This window comes from Terriglobales bacterium, assembly GCA_035487355.1.
Lineage (GTDB): Bacteria > Acidobacteriota > Terriglobia > Terriglobales > Acidobacteriaceae > QIAW01.
This window is the reverse complement of the sequence record DATHMF010000070.1, coordinates 1-17,917: the sequence shown is the minus strand read 5'-3', so window position 1 is coordinate 17,917 and position 17,917 is coordinate 1. Positions and strand designations below refer to the sequence as shown.

Annotated in this window: 16 protein-coding genes; 6 read left to right on the top strand and 10 right to left on the bottom strand. The window is 54.9% G+C overall.

Features of this window, described 5'->3' with window-relative positions:
• The 4 genes from VK738_12940 to VK738_12925 form a co-directional block, all read left to right on the top strand.
• On the top strand, nucleotides 1-1,047 hold a 1,047-nt coding region (locus tag VK738_12940), incomplete at its 5' end, for a circularly permuted type 2 ATP-grasp protein (protein HTD23557.1).
• 21 nt (nucleotides 1,048-1,068) lie between these two features.
• Nucleotides 1,069-2,028 carry an alpha-E domain-containing protein gene (locus VK738_12935; GenBank protein ID HTD23556.1) on the top strand — a complete coding sequence of 320 codons (960 nt, stop codon included), beginning with the start codon at nucleotides 1,069-1,071 and terminating at the stop codon, nucleotides 2,026-2,028.
• A gap of 8 nt (nucleotides 2,029-2,036) precedes the next feature.
• Nucleotides 2,037-2,987, top strand: a complete 951-nt coding sequence (locus tag VK738_12930) for a transglutaminase family protein (GenBank protein HTD23555.1) — start codon at nucleotides 2,037-2,039, stop codon at nucleotides 2,985-2,987.
• A gap of 166 nt (nucleotides 2,988-3,153) precedes the next feature.
• Complete coding sequence (locus VK738_12925; GenBank protein ID HTD23554.1) at nucleotides 3,154-4,737, top strand: UbiD family decarboxylase; 1,584 nt, start codon at nucleotides 3,154-3,156, stop codon at nucleotides 4,735-4,737.
• Nucleotides 4,738-5,266: 529 nt separating this feature from the next.
• Here the strand turns inward: VK738_12925 and VK738_12920 are convergent.
• From VK738_12920 to VK738_12900, 5 genes are all read right to left on the bottom strand, one after another.
• Complete coding sequence (locus VK738_12920; protein ID HTD23553.1) at nucleotides 5,267-5,959, bottom strand: hypothetical protein; 693 nt, start codon at nucleotides 5,957-5,959, stop codon at nucleotides 5,267-5,269.
• A gap of 119 nt (nucleotides 5,960-6,078) precedes the next feature.
• Nucleotides 6,079-6,429 (bottom strand): cytochrome c, encoded by a 351-nt coding sequence (locus VK738_12915; protein HTD23552.1) that lies wholly within the window; start codon nucleotides 6,427-6,429, stop codon nucleotides 6,079-6,081.
• A gap of 4 nt (nucleotides 6,430-6,433) precedes the next feature.
• Entirely contained in the window at nucleotides 6,434-7,555 is a 1,122-nt protein-coding gene (locus VK738_12910) for a copper-binding protein (GenBank protein HTD23551.1), read from the bottom strand.
• A 568-nt stretch (nucleotides 7,556-8,123) separates the two neighbouring features.
• Entirely contained in the window at nucleotides 8,124-8,594 is a 471-nt protein-coding gene (locus VK738_12905; protein HTD23550.1) for a MauE/DoxX family redox-associated membrane protein, read from the bottom strand.
• On the bottom strand, nucleotides 8,594-9,424 hold the full coding sequence (locus VK738_12900; protein HTD23549.1) for a TlpA disulfide reductase family protein: 831 nt from the start codon (nucleotides 9,422-9,424) through the stop codon (nucleotides 8,594-8,596). Before VK738_12900 ends, VK738_12905 begins: the two co-directional genes overlap by 1 nt.
• A 121-nt stretch (nucleotides 9,425-9,545) precedes the next feature.
• Between VK738_12900 and proB the strand changes: the two genes are divergently transcribed.
• Together proB and VK738_12890 are read left to right on the top strand one after the other, a co-directional pair.
• Complete coding sequence (proB, locus tag VK738_12895; GenBank protein ID HTD23548.1) at nucleotides 9,546-10,310, top strand: glutamate 5-kinase; 765 nt, start codon at nucleotides 9,546-9,548, stop codon at nucleotides 10,308-10,310.
• A 1-nt stretch (nucleotide 10,311) separates the two neighbouring features.
• Entirely contained in the window at nucleotides 10,312-11,568 is a 1,257-nt protein-coding gene (locus VK738_12890) for a glutamate-5-semialdehyde dehydrogenase (protein ID HTD23547.1), read from the top strand.
• Between the two features lie 564 nt (nucleotides 11,569-12,132).
• Here VK738_12890 and VK738_12885 read toward each other — a convergent pair.
• Genes VK738_12885 through VK738_12865 form a run of 5 tightly spaced genes read right to left on the bottom strand, consistent with a single transcriptional unit; the run spans nucleotide 12,133 to nucleotide 17,733 of the window.
• Nucleotides 12,133-13,500, bottom strand: coding sequence for a hypothetical protein (locus VK738_12885; protein HTD23546.1), 1,368 nt, complete (start codon nucleotides 13,498-13,500; stop codon nucleotides 12,133-12,135).
• A gap of 3 nt (nucleotides 13,501-13,503) precedes the next feature.
• On the bottom strand, nucleotides 13,504-13,911 hold the full coding sequence (locus tag VK738_12880) for a VOC family protein (GenBank protein HTD23545.1): 408 nt from the start codon (nucleotides 13,909-13,911) through the stop codon (nucleotides 13,504-13,506).
• Between the two features lie 60 nt (nucleotides 13,912-13,971).
• Nucleotides 13,972-15,477 (bottom strand): glycoside hydrolase family 27 protein, encoded by a 1,506-nt coding sequence (locus tag VK738_12875; GenBank protein ID HTD23544.1) that lies wholly within the window; start codon nucleotides 15,475-15,477, stop codon nucleotides 13,972-13,974.
• Between the two features lie 23 nt (nucleotides 15,478-15,500).
• A complete protein-coding gene (locus VK738_12870) occupies nucleotides 15,501-16,709 on the bottom strand; it encodes an MFS transporter (protein HTD23543.1) in 1,209 nt (402 codons plus the stop codon).
• Between the two features lie 49 nt (nucleotides 16,710-16,758).
• A complete protein-coding gene (locus VK738_12865; GenBank protein ID HTD23542.1) occupies nucleotides 16,759-17,733 on the bottom strand; it encodes an aldo/keto reductase in 975 nt (324 codons plus the stop codon).
• Between the last annotated feature and the right edge of the window lie 184 nt (nucleotides 17,734-17,917).

Here is a 17,917-nt window from a genome sequence, read left to right as displayed (position 1 = left end):
CGCGACATTTACGTAAGCGTGTGCGGCACCGATCTGGTACGCGTGCCCGATGGCAGCTTTGCTGTGCTGGAAGATAATCTGCGCGTGCCCAGCGGCGTCTCTTACATGTTGGCTAACCGCAAGGTGCTGAAGCGCGTCTTTCCCGCATTATTCCGAGACTATGGAGTCTGCCCCATTGACCACTACGCGCAGGCGTTGCTGGCCACACTGCGATCTCTGGCGCCCGCGGGTTGTTCCAGCCGGAATGAACCTACAACTGTGCTGCTGACGCCGGGCGTTTCCAACTCGGCATATTTTGAGCACACGTTTCTGGCGCAGCAGATGGGAATCGAGCTGGTGGAAGGACGCGACCTGCTGGTCCACGACAACGTGGTTTACATGAGGACCACGGCCGGGCTGCGGCGCGTGGATGTCATCTACCGACGAGTAGACGACGATTTCATGGACCCGCTGTGCTTCCGCACCGATTCCATTCTGGGAACGCCGGGTCTGTTCAATGCATACCGTGCCGGCAACGTGACCCTGGCTAACGCCATCGGGACTGGAGTCGCCGATGATAAAGCCATCTATGCGTATGTGCCGGCTATCATCCACTACTACCTGCAGCAGGATGCCATTCTGCCCAACATTGAAACCTATCTGCTCACCGATGACTCCCAGCGCAGCTACGTGCTGGAACGTATGGAAGAGTTAGTGATCAAAGCCGTAGGCGAATCGGGTGGTTACGGCATGTTGATTGGCCCGCACAGCACCTTTCAAGAGCGCGAAGACTTTCGCCAGAAAATTCTGGCTGAGCCGCGCAACTATATTGCGCAACCGACGCTGTCGCTCAGCCAGGCGCCGTGTTTTATTGATGGCGACGTGGAGGCACGCCACATTGATCTGCGGCCTTACATCCTTTATGGCGAGAGCGTGAGTTTAGTGCCGGGTGGTCTTACACGGGTCGCTCTGCGGCGCGGATGTTTGGTGGTGAACTCTTCCCAGGGCGGCGGCAGCAAAGATACCTGGGTACTTCGTGAAGGAGGCAGCGCAGGGCAGGCAGCTTAGTTTTTCTGCGCAAACACGACCATGCTCTCACGAGTTGCTGACAATCTCTACTGGATGAGCCGCTATCTTGAGCGAGCGGAGCACACCGCCCGCCTGATTGATGTTGATTTGCAATTGCGGCTCGACCAGTCAGCGGAGCTGGTCACGGAACGATGGCAGCGGTTGCTGGTAGCCTTGCAAATCCCGGCCGCTCTCGTTGGCGGAGTGGACGCCACAACCCTTCCTCATACCTTGACCTTCAGCCGGTCGAGCTCTTTTTCCATTGTTTCGTGCATTGCCTCGGCGCGTGAAAATTTGCGGCACGTGCGCGAGCAATGCAGCTCAGAGATGTGGGAGCAACTTAACCGTCTTTATCTCAAAGTGATTGGCAGCCACGCAGAAGACGGATGGAACCTGCTGTCGCTGGCATTCTTCCGCTCGGTGCAGGAGGGAGTCCACCTCTTTGAGGGCATCACCGACTCGACCATGAGTCATGGCGAGGGCTGGCATTACATCCAACTGGGCCGATTTGTCGAGCGCACCAACATGCTGGCCTCGCTGATTGGCACGCACTTCAGCTACCTGCCGCATCCGCCGGACCAGGCCGTGGAAAGCGCCGAATACCTGGAGTGGGTTGGGTTGCTCAAGTGCTGCACGGCCTTCGAGGCGTATTGCAAGGTTTACACCGCTGAGGTGAGGCCGTTGCGTGTGGCGGAATTTCTACTGCTGAATTCCGAGTTCCCGCACTCGATACGCTTTTCCGTGGAGATGGTGCACTCTGCGCTGCAGGTCACCAGCGAACTCACGCAGCGCAAGGCGGCGCAACCTGTCCGGATTGCCGGCCGGCTGAAGGCAACGCTGAGCTTCAGCCAGATTGACGAGATCATGGCCAACGGCGCGCATGCGTACCTGGAAAGTATCCGGAGCCAGTGCGGGCAGGTACACGCTGCCATTCAGCAGATTTATTTCGACTATCCCGTTGAGTCGGCGATGGCTTCATGAGCAGCGATATGATCTACTCCATTCGGCACATCACGAACTTTGCTTACCAGCCGGCGGTGCGCGAAAGTGTAATGGAAGTGCGCATGCAGCCGCGCAGCGAAGGGCAGCAGCGGTGTCTCAGTTTTTATCTCGATGTGAATCCCAACGCCAGCATCATGGTCTATCGCGATTTCCTGGGGAACACGGTGCATCACTTCGATATCCCTGGAAGCCAGGCGGAGATCAAGATTACGGCCAAAGCGGTGGTGGAGGTGCTGCCGATCCCCGCTCCGCAATCCTCCGAAGTGTGCAACTGGAGTGACTTTGATGCGCAGGTCGCCGAAGGCGATTACTGGGAGATGCTTCTGCCCAGCCGTTATGCCTGCTCCACGGAGACGCTCGAGGAATTTGCTCGTGAGCTTGACTTGAAACGCCGCGAAACACCGCTCGAAACTCTGCTGGAGCTGAACCAGGCGATTTACCGCGCCTTCGACTACGTGCCCAACAGCACGAAGGTTGACTCGCCGATTGACGATGCCTTGCGCAGCCGTCGCGGCGTGTGCCAGGACTTTGCACACATCATGATCGCGCTGGTGCGGCAGCTTCGTATGCCGTGCCGGTATATCAGTGGCTATCTCTGCCACGACACCAAGGCTCCAGACCGGTCGCCGGAGGGCGCGACGCATGCCTGGGTAGAGGCATTTCTTCCGCCGCTGGGATGGGTGGCCTTTGATCCCACCAACAACCTGGTCGCCAGTGACCGCCACATTCGGGTTGCTATTGGGCGTGATTACGCCGACGTGCCGCCAACCCGAGGAGTTTACAAAGGCGAGGCAGCCAGTGAACTGAGTGTCGGCGTATCCGTTTCTACCGTGGACAGGCCATTGCCAGAAGAGTTGAGCCCTGCAACCGTAATCCAGTCAAGACCTGCGCCTGTAACGTCGCTTGATCGCTTCCAATACGAACAGCAACAGCAGTAAAGCACTCAGCATTCAGCCGTCAGTACTGAGCCAAAGCACGTCAGAGTAGACAAACTCCCAATCCTCCAATGACTCGATGAATCAATCACCCAATACCCACGGTGCTCTGCCTGAAGAGTGTTTATAATCGTCGCACCGTCGCAGTAGCAAATTCGGAGAAGACATTTTGGCCTACAACGACCTTAGAGACTGGATCGCCGCCCTCGAACGCGCCGGCGAACTCAAACGCATAAAAACAGAGGTGGACCCGATTCTGGAGATTACGGAGATTACCGACCGAGTCTCCAAAGCCGGACAGCCCGATAAGCTGCCCCGCATGACGGCGGGCGGACCGGCACTGCTCTTTGAAAACGTCAAAGGACACCCTGGCGCGCAGGTTTTGATTAATCAGTTCGGCTCGGCGCGGCGCATGAATCTGGCCTTGGAGGTGGAGTCTCTCGACAGCATAGCCGAGCGCATCCACCAATTCATGGATGTTAAGTCGCCGCAGGGGCTGCTGGATAAGATCAAGATGCTGCCCATGCTGGCCGATCTGGGCAAGTTCTTTCCTAAGACCGTAAGCTCCGGCCCGTGCAAAGAGGTCATCAAGAAAGACAAGTTCTCACTGCTCGATCTTCCCGTTCTGCAATGCTGGCCCAAAGACGCCGGACGCTTTATCACGCTGCCCTGCGTCATTACTCGCGATCCGAAGACAGGGAAGCGCAACGTGGGCATGTATCGTATGCAGATCTACGACGAGCGCACCGCGGGCATGCACTGGCAGCGGCAGAAGATCGGCGCAGAACACTACCGCGAGCGCATGCGTGCGGCGACGGCGGCCTCGGGAGAGGGAAGTGCTAACCGGTCGGCTGCGGTGGACATCATGGCACGCTCTTCGGGCGGCTCGGTCCTGGCGGAAGGTCCGAGGCCGGCAGGCAAGATGGAAGTTGCAGTTGCGATCGGGACCGATCCGGCGCTGACGTTTTCTGCTATCGTCCCCGCTCCTCCGGACGTTGAAGAGTATATGATTGTCGGTTTTCTTCGGCAAAGCCCGGTGGAGTTGGTGAAGTGCGAGACCGTCGACCTAGAGGTCCCGGCGAACGCGGAAATTATTCTTGAGGGCTACGTCAATCTGGATGAGCTGCGCACAGAAGGCCCGTTCGGTGACCACACCGGTTTTTATTCGCTGGCGGATGAGTATCCGGTGTTTCATCTCACCTGCATGACCCACCGCCGCAATCCGGTTTATGCAACCACGATTGTCGGCAAGCCTCCGATGGAAGATGCCTGGATGGGCAAAGCCGTGGAGCGGATATTCCTGCCGCTGATGCGCGTCACCATTCCTGAACTTGTCGATGTGAACTTGCCCGTGGAAGGTATTTTTCACAACCTGATGATCGTCTCCATCAAGAAGTCCTACCCTGGCCAGGCCCGCAAGGTGATGAATGCCATCTGGTCGCTGGGACAGGCCATGTTTACCAAGTGCATCATCGTGGTGGATGAAGACGTGAACGTGCAGGACATTGCCGATGTGACCTTGAAAGCCCTGAACCATATTGATCCGGAGCGCGATATACAGTTCACGCTGGGGCCGGTGGATTCGCTCGATCATGCCTCGCGCCTGCCCAACTTCGGCTCCAAGATGGGCATTGACGCCACGCGCAAGTGGCCATCGGAGGGCTTCAACCGTCCGTGGCCCGATGAGATCCTCATGGATGAAAAGACCAGGGCGCTAGTGGATAAGAAGTGGAAGGACTACGGCATCGAGTAGAAGCAGCACTCAGCCCTCAGAAAACAGTTTCTCAGTTCTCGGTTCTCAGTTCTCAGAGAATGCCCGCCAGAGGCCCCGAGACTACGGGGGTACCCCCTTGCGCGCTTGGTCTTTACCTTTTAGTAATTTTCAGTCTCTATCTTTTCGCGCCAAAAAGTCAGGATACTGTCCCCACTTGCAGCAAGTGGTCGGAACTACCTGAAACAGCCATGATCACCGCATATTTACTGGGGAAAGTCGTTTTTGCGGCGGGCACCTGCTAAGTAGTCTGCGGTGTTTACTGGATAGATATCATCCGCGGATCGGTTCTGAGTTACTACCTTTGCGAATTTTCAAAGAGCTTTATTCTAAGGGCTGCGCCGCCAAAAACCAGGCTGCTGCGCCCTCACTCCATGATGAATGAAATCTTCCTGAAGGGCAAGGTTTTGATACCATTTTGATATCAAAAACAGTTCTCAAGTGCGTGAAGAGCTCACGATTTCTCTGGGCAGTGATACAGTTTGAGGCATCCACCCCACGGGAGGTGTGATCACTCCACGTACAAGAGCAGCAGCAGCCCAAGTGCCAGAATGAACAGGCTGTAGAGGTGTAATCGCAGCCAGTTGTGTATAGTCTTGCCGCTGTTTGCAGCCTGTGCGAGGCCAACCGCAACCCCCACCGATCCCATGGCCAGGTGCTGCAGGTGGACGATGTGTGCGTGCTCTCCCTGGTGGAAGAGCAGGAAGGTCCCGGCGCCGATCATGGTGACGGAAAAAACGTATCCCCAGGCTTTGTGGGTGAGCTTGCCCATCCGCCGCATCAGTTCAATTACGCCCAGGGAGATGGCAAAGAGGGCGAAAAATTTGTGCTGAATAGCTTCGGTGTCCTGGGCCAGCGGCTTGGGACCATCGGGCCAGGTACCGGGATCAGCCCAGCCAATAATCGCGATGCCCATGATAAACATCAGGCTCGGCCAGATGTAACGTATCCAGCCGGCCTTCTCGCCTTTCGACTCTTCAATAAACGAGACCAGGGCGAGTGCAATCACGGCAACTCCAGCGACGTGATGGTTGCGGATGGATTCCGGATCAGGCGGCTTGGTCAAATTGTGCTGGAATTGGCCACAAAAAATCTGCCAGCGGGTCTTGATGGGTTGCAAGGATTGGAATAGAGCGCTGGCCGCATAGCACATGCGCTGCAGCATCACAGCCACTGAAATTATGGCGGCTTGAAGTTGGATCATGCGTGGCCTACCTCACAAAAAGTGTAAATTTCCAGCTTGCAGGTATTAAATCGTGTGAGAGCGATTTTGTCCAGTTCTTAAGTGGTGCCGGCAGTAGTGGAAGTAATTGGTCCTTCCGCTCAAATCGTATGCAGGTACTTGACCAGATCCTCAATTTCCTTATCGCTGAGCTTTTGGTCGAATGCCGGCATAATGCCACGGCCTTCGACGATGGTCTTGCGCACCTGTTCATCGGTGGCTGCCTCGCCGCTGGGCAAGTTCTTTGCATGGAATAATCCATTCAATTTTGGCGGTTGCTTGCGCAAATTGAGATTGGCGCCCTCGTGGCACTCCTGGCAATGCAGTTGATAAAGTTCATGGCCGCCTTTGCCTGCGTCGCTGGCCGTAGCGCCGCTCTGGGAGCAGCCCGCGCTTAACAACAGAGCTGCGGTCAGCAGCGAAATCAACGTAAGTTTCAAGCCCGTCATCATTAGCTTAATTATTTCCTTTGGTGTGCTTGTCAACCACTACCTTTTCCAGGTAGGAGTTGTCTCCTTCAATCGTGAGCTCAGCATGAATTTGATCTCCGGGTGCGAGGGTGTCGAGCAGTTGGGTATCTTTCACTTTATAAGGCATGGTCATGGCGGGCATATATCCGGGAATAGCAGCGTGTTTGACCGTGATTTCCTGGCTTTTTTTATCAACTGCGTTGACCGAGCCTTTCAGCGTATAGTGCCTGGCGTCTGCTTTTTGAACGGCCTCCTGCAATGCAGCCAGAGCGTCGGTGGTCTTCCATTCGTTGCCCTCCCAGGCTTTCGCGACGTTTCCGTCCGGTCCCAGCAGGACCGTGCTCATGGTATGCACGATCTGATTGTCCTGTTGGAAGTACTCCAAGCCAAAGGCCTGGGCAAGCTTGCCAAGATCTGCCGGCGTAGTTGCGGCGAACTCCCAGTGATCGAAGCCCGAGGGATTGTTATCCATGTACGCGAGGCCGTATTTTTTGAGGACAGGCGCGGTATCGTAGCTGGGATCAAGGCTGATGCTCAGGAGATGAGTCTTTTGGTAATCCGCCGGGTTCTTGGCCAGTTCATCGTGAATGAACGCAAACTGGCTGCTGATGCGCGGACAGAATGTCGGCTGCGGACAACGCGTGTAGATAAAAGTCACTAAGACAGCTTTGCCCTTGAGTTGGTTGATGTGAATGGTTTTGCCATCCTGGTTGGTGAGGGGCACATCGGGGATGGTATCGCCCGGCATGAGCAGACGCGGCGCCAGAGCGGCTTTGATCGGACCCTGTGGCCCGTTGGTGATGACCACGTCATCCAGCCAATATGCGTCGCCGCTGGTGGGAACCACGACGTCGGCTTCTATCGTGTCGCCAGGCTGCAGGCCTTTGACGGCATCGGAGTCGGGAACTTTATAGGTCATGGTCATGGCCGGCATGAAGTTCGGTATGGCCTCATGCTTGACCTCGACTTCGTTGGTGGCGTTTTTCTTGCTGATGACCTGTCCGGTCAGGTGATAGCGCTTCCCGGATTTCTGGCAGCCGCCCAGCAAAATTGCTGCGGCAGCGATAGCAACCCAGAATATTTTTCCCATTCGATTTTGCATCTGCATATGACCCTTCTCCGCTGGTTAAATACCAGTCAGGTGGGAATCTGTATTCCCTGCAAGATTAATTTCTTCGATTGAAATGTTTAGATGAATAGACTAACAGACAGCCTTGGTGGGCCGCGTTTCTGGTCTGCGTGCCTGGGTGTGATAAAGGGAAGGGAATACGTGTAAGTCTGCGCCGGAGGAGTCTTGAGGCTATCGCTATGCGCTGCCGTTGCAACAACAATACCAACGGTGGGTATGATGCCTGTAAGAGCGTGTGTAAACGCGTAAGGGCACCGTTCAGAAACTTGCGGCCCTTTGGGAAAAGAATCCGTTGATTTTAGATTTCCCGATTTCAGATTTCCTGGGTTCAGCTCACCTGGTCCGATACAAAAATGCTTGCCAGTCCTTTTACAGCAGGCCGCCAGACCTGCCTGCACAACTTCGGCAGAGAGCAAGGGCGCCAGGAACATGCTGCTGAATATCAGCAGCAACACATAAGCAGCAAAATACTGTGCTCTGCCTGGGCCACTCGTGCCTATGCTAACGTGCTTTGGAGTGTTAGGAATATGCACCTGCATCTCTGAAATCATTTTGCGGCAGAAAGCTCCGCAACTTGCCCGGTTTGAGATTCTTTTGTCTTCCCGTCTCGCCAGGCTATCAGCAAGGCGATCCCGATCAGAAATGCATCTCTGAGCACGTCAAACCAACCCACGTGCGTATCGCCAAGACCACAACCGCAGGCAATATCTAATTTGCGAACAATTGCACTCACGATGACGCCGGTAAAGGCTGCCAGCAAAGCTGCCGCAACCAACGCCATTTGCCGAACGAAAAATCCAAAAACCAAAGTAACCCCAATTGCGGCCTCTAGAGCAATAAACAAAAAACCACTCCAGGAGACCAGTGGACCAGAGATGATCTGGTAGTCCTTGATCGACTGCAGAAACTCCTGAGCGTGCATCGAGTGCCAGACCGACGTATAGATAAACAATCCACCGAAGAGGATGCGAATCACCAGGATTATCCAGCCCGTTGCAGACAGTGGTTTCGATGACATTATGCTTGCTCTCCGAAAAAGTTAGTTACGGCGAATGCGGCATCACTTGGCATTATCTTGGGCAACTGAGCAACGGGCTGTCCATGGGAGAATTTTCCCAGGATATCGCGGAATGTGGGTTCATCCAGCTCGCCTTTTTTAATCAACCGTATTACGCCCTTTTCATCAATCAGCATGACAAACGGTACCCCGCTTACGCCCAGGCTTCGCGACAGGTCCATCGCTCCCGTATAAATATGGTCGCCTTCGCCGGTCATGTCGGCCAAGGGCGTCGTCTGATCGCGCTGGGCTACCGAAGCAAATACAGGTTCAATGGATGGGTAATCGTTCTCGATCTGGTGCAGCAGCTTGAGATCTCTTTGGCAGTGTGGACACGTCGGGCTGACGATAATGAATAATGTCTTGTGCCCGCGCAGCGCGCTTTCGTTCAACGTATTGCCATTCAGGCCGATAAGAAGGAAATCGGGGAGCCGTTCGCCAACATCCACCGCGCCGTTGCCCGCGACGGGAACAAATGACTGCTGGGAATGCGTATCTTTAGTAGTTTTTCCCGCCGGCGAAGGGGTGGTTGGCAAGCCCGTTTTTTCCTTGGGAGAGGTTTCTGCCTGTGCTACGAGCTGGGGTGTAGTCTCGGGCTGTGATTTCAAATCACTTTGTGCCCCAGGTGTCGAAGCAGGCTCTGGCGCAGCTTGCGCTGTTGCAGCCGAGGTAGAATTAGTCGGGGTTGCCGGCATACTTTTGCCAAACAACTGACCGCGCAGGTTATAGCCGGCCAGGCACACAATTACGAGATAACTCAACACCGCAGCCGCTGCTCTGATGTTTTTCATGGAAAAGGCCTCACGGGTGCTTTAAACACCCACCATGGAATATTAGCTGCTGTTCAACCCTGTGGGCAAGGTGGATAAGCCCAGCAGACAACAGCCTTTAGGTAAAATAACAGCACACGAAATGCGTATCGTCATCAAAATTGGCAGCAGCGTTATCGCGCCCAAGGGCCGCATTGATACTAACCAGCTTCGCAACCTGGTAGATCAATTCGACCTGTCGCGCCATGAGTATCTCATCGTAAGCTCGGGGGCCGTCGCCTCTGGAATGTCACGGCTCTCTCTTGGCGAGCGGCCCACCGGGGTCCCGCTCATGCAGGCCTGCGCCGCCGTTGGACAAAGCCTGTTGATGCACACCTACGAACAGGTGTTTTTTGGGAAGAAGACTGTCGCGCAACTGCTGCTTTCCAACGATGATTTCACCTCGCCGGTACGTTACAAAAATTTGCAGAATGCTCTGCAACGATTGCTCAAGCTGGGGGTGGTGCCGATCGTGAATGAAAATGACAGCGTCTCGGTCGGCGAAATCGAACTCTTAGCCGCATTTGGCGATAATGACCAACTCAGCGCCCTGCTGGCGACTGCCGTTCAAGCCGACTGGCTGCTCATGCTGACCAACGTGGATGGCTTCTATGTCCCCGACGGAAGCAAAACTCGGCGGCTGTTGCGCACCGTGCAAAAACTTACGCCCGAAATGGAAGCTTTATGCAACGGCCGCAGCGATCTGGGAACCGGTGGCATGCGCTCCAAATTGCGTGCCGCCAAACTGGCAAGCGAAAATGGAGTTCACGTGGCCATTGTGAATGGTGGAGATCCGCAGGTTTTGACAAAGGCAATTGCGCGTAAAATTGGGACATACTTTCCGCCTCGACGGAAAGCGGTGAAGTGATATGGCGACTTCCGTAAGTAACGCGCTCTCCACCCAGGAAAAGCTGATTCGCGCCCGGGAGGCTGCTCCTATTTTGGCCCAGCTTTCTACTGCGGAAAAGAATTCTCTGCTCGAGAAGATGGCTAAAGCGCTTGAGTCTGAGCACGAGAGCATACGAGGGGCGAACCAGGCCGACCTGGAGAGCAGCGGTCTCGAAGGCGCTATGCGCGACCGTCTTCTGCTGACGCCCAAGCGAATTGTGGAGATGAGCCAGGCGCTGCGTGATGTCGCGGGCCTTGCCGATCCTGTCGGCGAAACCATCAAAGAGTGGACCCGCCCTAACGGACTGCGCATCCGTAAAGTTCGCGTTCCCCTGGGTGTGGTCGGCATTATTTATGAATCGCGGCCTAACGTTACGGTAGAAACCGTAGCGCTCACGGTTAAGACGGGGAATGCGATTGTGTTGCGCGGTGGAAAAGAAGCGGCGCACAGCAATCGCAGGCTGGTGGAAGTTCTGAACAGCGTGCCTGGCGTTCCTGAAGGTGCCATCGAGTTGCTGGATTCCAGCACGCGCGTCTCGGTGCAGGAGCTGATTAAAGCCCGTGGTTTCGTGGATGTCCTGATTCCTCGTGGCGGCCAGCCACTGATTGACTTTGTCATCGAGAACGCCACAGTGCCGGTGATCGAGACCGGGGCAGGGAACTGCCACATCTTTGTGGATGAATCCGCCGACCTCGAAATGGCCGATCGCATCGTCATCAATGCCAAGACGCAGCGCCCCTCGGTGTGTAACGCTGCCGAGAAGCTCCTGGTGCATCGAGGCATCGCCGCCGAATATGTACCGCGCATTGTGAAGAAGCTGCTGGAGAGTGGAGTGGAAGTGCGCGGCGACGAGCAGACCCGTAAGCTGGCCGGGGAAAGCAATGTGCATCTCGCGGAAGCGAAAGACTGGACGGAAGAATATCTGCGCTTGTGCATCGCGATTAAAGTCGTGAAAGACCTGAGTGAAGCTATCGCTCACATCAATCGCTATTCCACCAAACACTCAGAAGCCATCGTGACAAAGAATCAGACCAACGCACAACAGTTTATGCGCCAGGTTGATTCTGCTGCCGTGCTCTGGAATGCTTCGACTCGCTTCGTGGATGGCGGCGAGTTCGGCTTCGGTGCCGAAATGGGAATCAGCAACCAGAAGCTGCACTGCCGTGGGCCATTTGCTCTGGAAGAACTCACCTCAAGCAAATATGAAGTAACAGGTAGCGGCCAAGTGCGGGGATGATGCTTGTGTGGCACAGCGCGGCAAGCCGCAACGGGGAGGAGCAGCGTTTCTGTAAAGCAGTCACGAGCCATGCTCCTCCCCTCTGTCATGTTGAGCGGAGCGCCACGACTCCATGGGCAAGCTTACAGAATCTCAAGCGCGCAGTCGAAACACCCCGAGAAGGTTTCGGTCTACATTCCGCATCAGGGAATTTTTCCGATGCCGCCGCCAGCGAAAACAGGCTGGGGGCGCGCAACCGATTCCCGCCCTACATTCCAGGATTATGTGCAACGATCGCCGCGATTGGAAGTCACTGGCTGACGTTGCGGGACACACTCTGGGGAGAATTCCTTACGGCTACATTTCTTCCGCAGGCTTTGTCGGGGTGTTTCGACTGCGCGCCCATCCGTCTCGAGGCTGCAGATTTTCTCCAGGCGCTCCGCTCAACATGACAGTAAGGAGACGGTTCGGCAGGTACCTGAAAATCGTCGCGAGAGAGAAAGAATTTAAGACATAGTAGTACAGCCGTCCCGGCTGCGTGAATATGGGCAGTAATTGGCAGATACAAATTCCGTTGCAATTTCCTCATTTACTGAGGACTGACGACTGAGGACTGGTTTTAAAATTCGCATCCACATACGCAATGTACTGGTCCCAATCGTAGGGCGCCAACTCATGCTTGCCGGTGCGGAGATGATAGGCAATCGTATGCTGAATAGGCTGGTTAACAGGTGGCCACTGGTCTGTGCCTAGATCATCTTTGCCCAGCAGGCGATAAACAGGGCCGGCGGCTACAGCAGAGAGGAATTCCCCTTTCGGGTCGGACCAGAGGTCCTGATCACCATCCGCCAGATAGACGAAGCGCGGCGCGATCAGTGCGATTAACTCGTGCTGATCCACCGGCATGTCATTTATGTGGTCACCCCACTTCTGATAGTTCTGACAGAACTGGTAGGCGAAGTTGACGTTCATGTGCTTAACGGTTTCACCGAAATCACGCCGCGCCAGGGCCGCGCCGCTTTCACCGGACCCGGCTGCCAGCACCATGGCAAAGCGCGTATCCGCAGCGCCGGCCCACAGGACGGTCTTGCCCAGCCGTGAATGTCCCAGAATGGCAACGTGCTTGGCGTCAATGTCTTTATCGGTCTCCACGTAATCCATGGCACGGCTCAGGCCCCAGCCCCACGCGCCAATCGCTCCCCAATCGTCTGGAGCCGGTTCGGTTTGTCCTGGTTTGAAGAATAGAGGACGAACTCCATATTCCATACCGCCAGCGAAATCCGGCTCAATGTCGCAATAATAGATGGTAGCCAGGCCAATGCCGTGCTCAAGCAACTTTTCAATCGGCCATTTTGAAGTGCCCCTGGTATCTTCCGTCGCCTGTGATTTTGTTTTGGTTTTGCGGTCCCAAATCGTGGCCAGCTTAATGCCTGGGTCATCCATGATCCGGTGGTTGCCTGAAAAATTCAGACTGAGGATTAAAGGCACCGGTTTTTTCGCATTTGCGGGCAGATAGATGAGCACATCCTCTTTCGGTCCATCTTTCTTTGCCGAAAAATAAACCGTTACCTGCTTGCGGATGGCCTTTCCACCCAGGGCGTGCTTATCAACATCGAAGACTTCGAAGTGCATGTCTTTAGGACGGCCAGGTCGGCGGCCGTAAACATTTTCCTCGAATAGGCGCAGGATCTCCGGTCTGCGCTTGTTGTTCCAGGTCTTGGCATCGCGAACGCGCTGGCCATTTTCCAGGACCAACGGATCCGGCAATGTATAAGTGCCAACTTTCGATTCGTCGTAATTGACCGGAATCTTCGAAGCTGGGTTTGGCGTAGGACTTGCCGTTGGACTCGGGGATGGATTCTGTGCGCGGATGCCGCAACAGATAAGCAGCGTCGCGAGAGCAAAAAGAGAACAGCGCAATTTCACTGGCACAATAAATGTCTCACCGGGCATTGTTTATCCTTCTATGTCCTGTCCAAAACATAGCCTGTATCCGTTGCAATCCTCGACGTCAAAGTCGCGGCAGCCGTAGGGTTGGTCGCAGAGGTCCCGTGCGATCTTTACGCGCCTGCTTTTGAACTCTTCATACAGCGCATCGGCATTCTCCACCCAGATATACGCATCCCAGGCTTCACCGTCGGGAGCCGCTTTGCTGTTGGGACGCATCAGGCCCGTCTTATCAAACTGGCTGAGCATAATGACAATCCCGCGGCGCTTCACCATGCAAAAGGCTGGCGGCTCACCCCAGAAGCGCTCGTAGTGGAATCCCAGCTTGTCGCGGTAAAAGTTGGCGGTTGCCACTACATCGTCAACAATGAGGTAGGGCGCGATACTCCAGCGCGCCGCTTGCGCAGGATTAACCATAAGATTCTCTGCCCTCCTTCCCAATTTTTGCTGGAGTGTCACTCCGTTAGGGAAAAGTTTTTAGTGTTTGATGCGGAGCAGCACCACACCATGTCCGGGCACAGTCGCTTCGTATTCCGGCTGCTTCTTTTCCAGAGTTATGTCTTTGTGTTCCCACAGGTCGCGCACGTGCTTTGGAGTGCCTTTGATCCCGATATCCGCCCACTTAACCTTGATCGGGACGTCTTTATCGGAGCGATTAAATAACGCAACCGCCCGTGCGCCATCGGCAAGCTGCTTCACGAATATCTCATGGTCTCCGGATTTAGACACTCGCGTGGCTTGTTTGCCGGCTTTATCTTGATCAATGGCGATGACCTCGCGATTTGTCAGAATGTCGTGAATAGCGGGCGTCATATCGCGCAGATCGTTGCCGGCAATCAGCGGCGCGGAGAGCATAGACCACAAACTCATATGGGTTTTGTATTCTGTGTCGTTCATGTGGCCATTACCGATCTCCAGCATGTCGGGATCGTTCCAGTGTCCAGGTTTGGCGTAGGGAGCGTGCTCGTCTTGCGCAAAGCCGATCCGGGTCATGGAATCCCACGCGTCACGGATGTCGCCGGTGGTACGCCACAGATTGCCGCCAACATCGGCGCCCCACTTCCACACGTCCTGGCGGCCGTATTGGCAAAGACTATAGACAATCGGGCGGCCGGTAGCCAGCAGGGCATCACCCATTTTCTGGTAGACCGCCTGCATTTCTTCGTCCTTGTACAGAATGCGGGCCCCGCACCAGTCGTATTTCAGATAATCAATTCCCCAGGCGGCATAGGTGCGGGCATCCTGCTCCTCGTGTCCATAGCTGCCTTCGTAGCCGGCGCAAGTGTTGGGGCCGGGAGAAGAGTAGATTCCCAATTTGAGACCTTTACTGTGCACGTAATCAGAGAGCGCCTTCATATCGGGAAATTTCTTATTGCTCTGAATGTTGCCTTGCGTGTCGCGCATACCTTCCCAGGTGTCATCAATGTTGATATAGATGTAGCCGGCATCTTTCATTCCGCTGCTTACCATGGCATCAGCTACTCCACGAACGTCGGCGTCGTTAATCGAGTGCCCGAACTTGTTCCAACTGTTCCAGCCCATGGGCGGAGTCCTCACCAGGCCGTTATCTGGGACTTTGTGAAGCGCAGGCGGTTCAACCCGGGCCGGCATTGCACCCTCGCCTGCCGGGACGCGATGGGCAACATCTTCCACGGTGTCAGTACGGCGGTGGCTGATGATGTGTAACTCATCATCCCCAACTAACTTTCCTTCATAGCTGACCGTGCGAGAGCTCTTGCCATCCAGCATGCCGGCGGTCAACGTGAAGCCCTCAGGACCGCCGGTGCTTTCCGTAATCGTGTAATAAAACTGGGTCGTACGAATCGTACCGGTAATCTTGGAACCATCCTGCTTTAAATTGAAGTAGGCCCAATTGTAGGTACCGTCGATGAGAGGTTTTTTAACTGCCCAGTTCCCGGTGAGGTCTGCTGCAGAACAGGTTGCCGCTAACAAAAAAATGGAAAGGATACGAAGGAATTTCATATTTTGAAAAGCTCCAGAGCTGTTTAAGATACGTGCTGAGCGGGAGCATCATACACTATTCGATTGCGGGCGAGTGCCCTGGCCAGCAGGGGACGCAAGCCGAGATTAATGAGAATCATCGCGGCGGAAAAAACCGGCAGAATCAATAAGGCCATACGCAGATGAGTTCCGTCGTTGCCGGCAAGCAATCCAATCAGCCATGAACTGGTTACCACCCCGATCCATCCCGCAGTGATAACAATTCCCACGCAGGTAGCGGTCATCTGAGAGAACGCATCCCCGGCAACCGCGATAATACTGGGAAAGACCGGCCCCATCACCGCCCCTGCACAAAAGACACTCAACCACGCAATCACAGGATTCCCCGCATGCAAGGTCCAATAGGTGGTAATCACCATGAGCCCCGAGCATACAAAGCTGACGGAAACTGCGGAATACTTCAGCAGAAGGCGGGAGCTGATCAGACGGCCGGCCAGCATCCCGGAAGCGAAGCCGAGCGCGAGAATGTTCAACGCTACCGGCCGCGAAATTCCTTCGCCAACCAGATACTTTGTCAGCCAGTTCCAAAAGGCCACTTCACACGAGACATACAAGAAATTAAACAAAGACAATAAAAACAGTAAAGATTTATCTGGCAGCCGGAGAGCCTGCGAAAAAACAAAGCCCTGGTGAATGGCTGGTGGAGGCATGGGCGTGGTCACGTGCAAGATGAATGTCACGGTTGCCAGCACCGCGATGAGGTAACTCAGGCCGATAGCATTGCCATGAAGAAGATTAGCAGCGATGAAAGGGGTCAGCAGACCTCCCAGCCCGAAGAACACGTTCGCAAAACTCAGCATGGAAGCGCGCTTGTCTTCTCCAATATCGCTTACCAGAGTATTCGCCGCGGTCACGATGGTGCCGCCACCCACTCCCAAAACGAACATAGCGGCCATGATGGTTTTCCATCCTACCGAGTTGGGAAGGGCAAAGAGAGAGATGACGATAAGCGCCATCCCGCCCAGAAATCCAGTTTTCTTGCCTCGGCTATCAATCAGCGGCCCGGCCATGATGGAAGCCAGCACCAACCCCAGCGCCTGCATCGAGGCGATGCTGCCGTTTTGTTTTGCTGTCATGTGAAATTGCGCGGAAAGATCAGGCAGCAGCGTCCCCAGCATGGAAGCAATGGCCCCATAAAGAAAAAGGGCGGTAATAGCGGCTATCATGAGCCGGGTGTTCGAGGTCTTTGTCATAGGGAAGCAGCGCCGGCCTCTCGCCGGGTGTCGTGTGACATCCCAACCGCTATGAAACAGGATGCATCTGTGGCGTGCGCTCCCAGCGATGTTTTTTCGAGGCAGCCAGCAAATCCGGCGGAAGCGCTCCAGCATCACTCAAAGCCAGGTTCTGACGTACGTGCTCCGTACGCCGCATGCCGACAATGGTCGTACTCACCACCGGATGCGAGAGGATGTAGCGGATCGCCAGCTCGGGCAAGGTCATTGAACCCGGAAGCAGCTTCTTAAGCTGTTCGACGCGCTCGAGAGAAGCGCGCAGGTTTTCTGCGTTAAAGTACTTTGAACGCCAGTCGCTTTCTGGGAATTTTGTTTCTGCAGTGAACGTTCCGCTCAAGCTCCCCTCGTCCAGGGGAACTCGGGCAATGACGCCAATATTCAGCTCCTTGCAAACAGGGAAGAGCTCATCCTCAGGAGCTTGATCGAAGATGTTGTAAACCACCTGCACCGTATCCACGAGTCCGGTGCGAAGAGCGCGTATTCCGTTCTCCGGCTCCCAGCGATTGAGGCTTATTCCAAAGGCGCGAACGGTTCCGTCACGTTTGAGCTTAGAAACGGTTTCGTGAAACTCCTTTTCGTCTGTCCAACCGTCGTTCCACACATGGAACTGGAGCAAGTCAATGGAATCAGTCTGAAGTTTTTTGCGGATCAGGTCTGCGTATTCGAAAACATGGTCTGCAGGGAATACATCGCTATAGGGATCTTTCGGCGACGCCGGCCACTTGCGGTTTTTCGGCGGGACCTTGGAGGCAGCGTAGAGACGCTTACCCGGGTTCCGGCGCAGCGTTTCTCCCAGAAAGGCGTCGCTTTTACCGTCGCCATAGGCCCAGGCGGAATCGAAAAAATTGCAGCCTAAATCTGCTGCGAACTGCATAGAGTTTTGCGACTCCTGATCGTCAGAACCGCTCCAGCCGCTCATCCCCCAAAGTCCATAAGCGACATCACTCACCTCAAAACCCGTACGGCCCAGCTTGCGTAGTTTCATTGTTGGTTGACCTTTCTTGTCTCATCTCTAATTTACCTTGCCTCGGCGGGTTTAGTCGCGTCGGGTCGGTCCCTTGCCGCAGGCTTGAGGCTCCAAGGCATGACGAGTGTAATTGTGAATATCGAATCTCCTGCCAACGTAACCCAGTTTTTCTGACTTTATTATTGAGTTTTCCTGAGTTTAG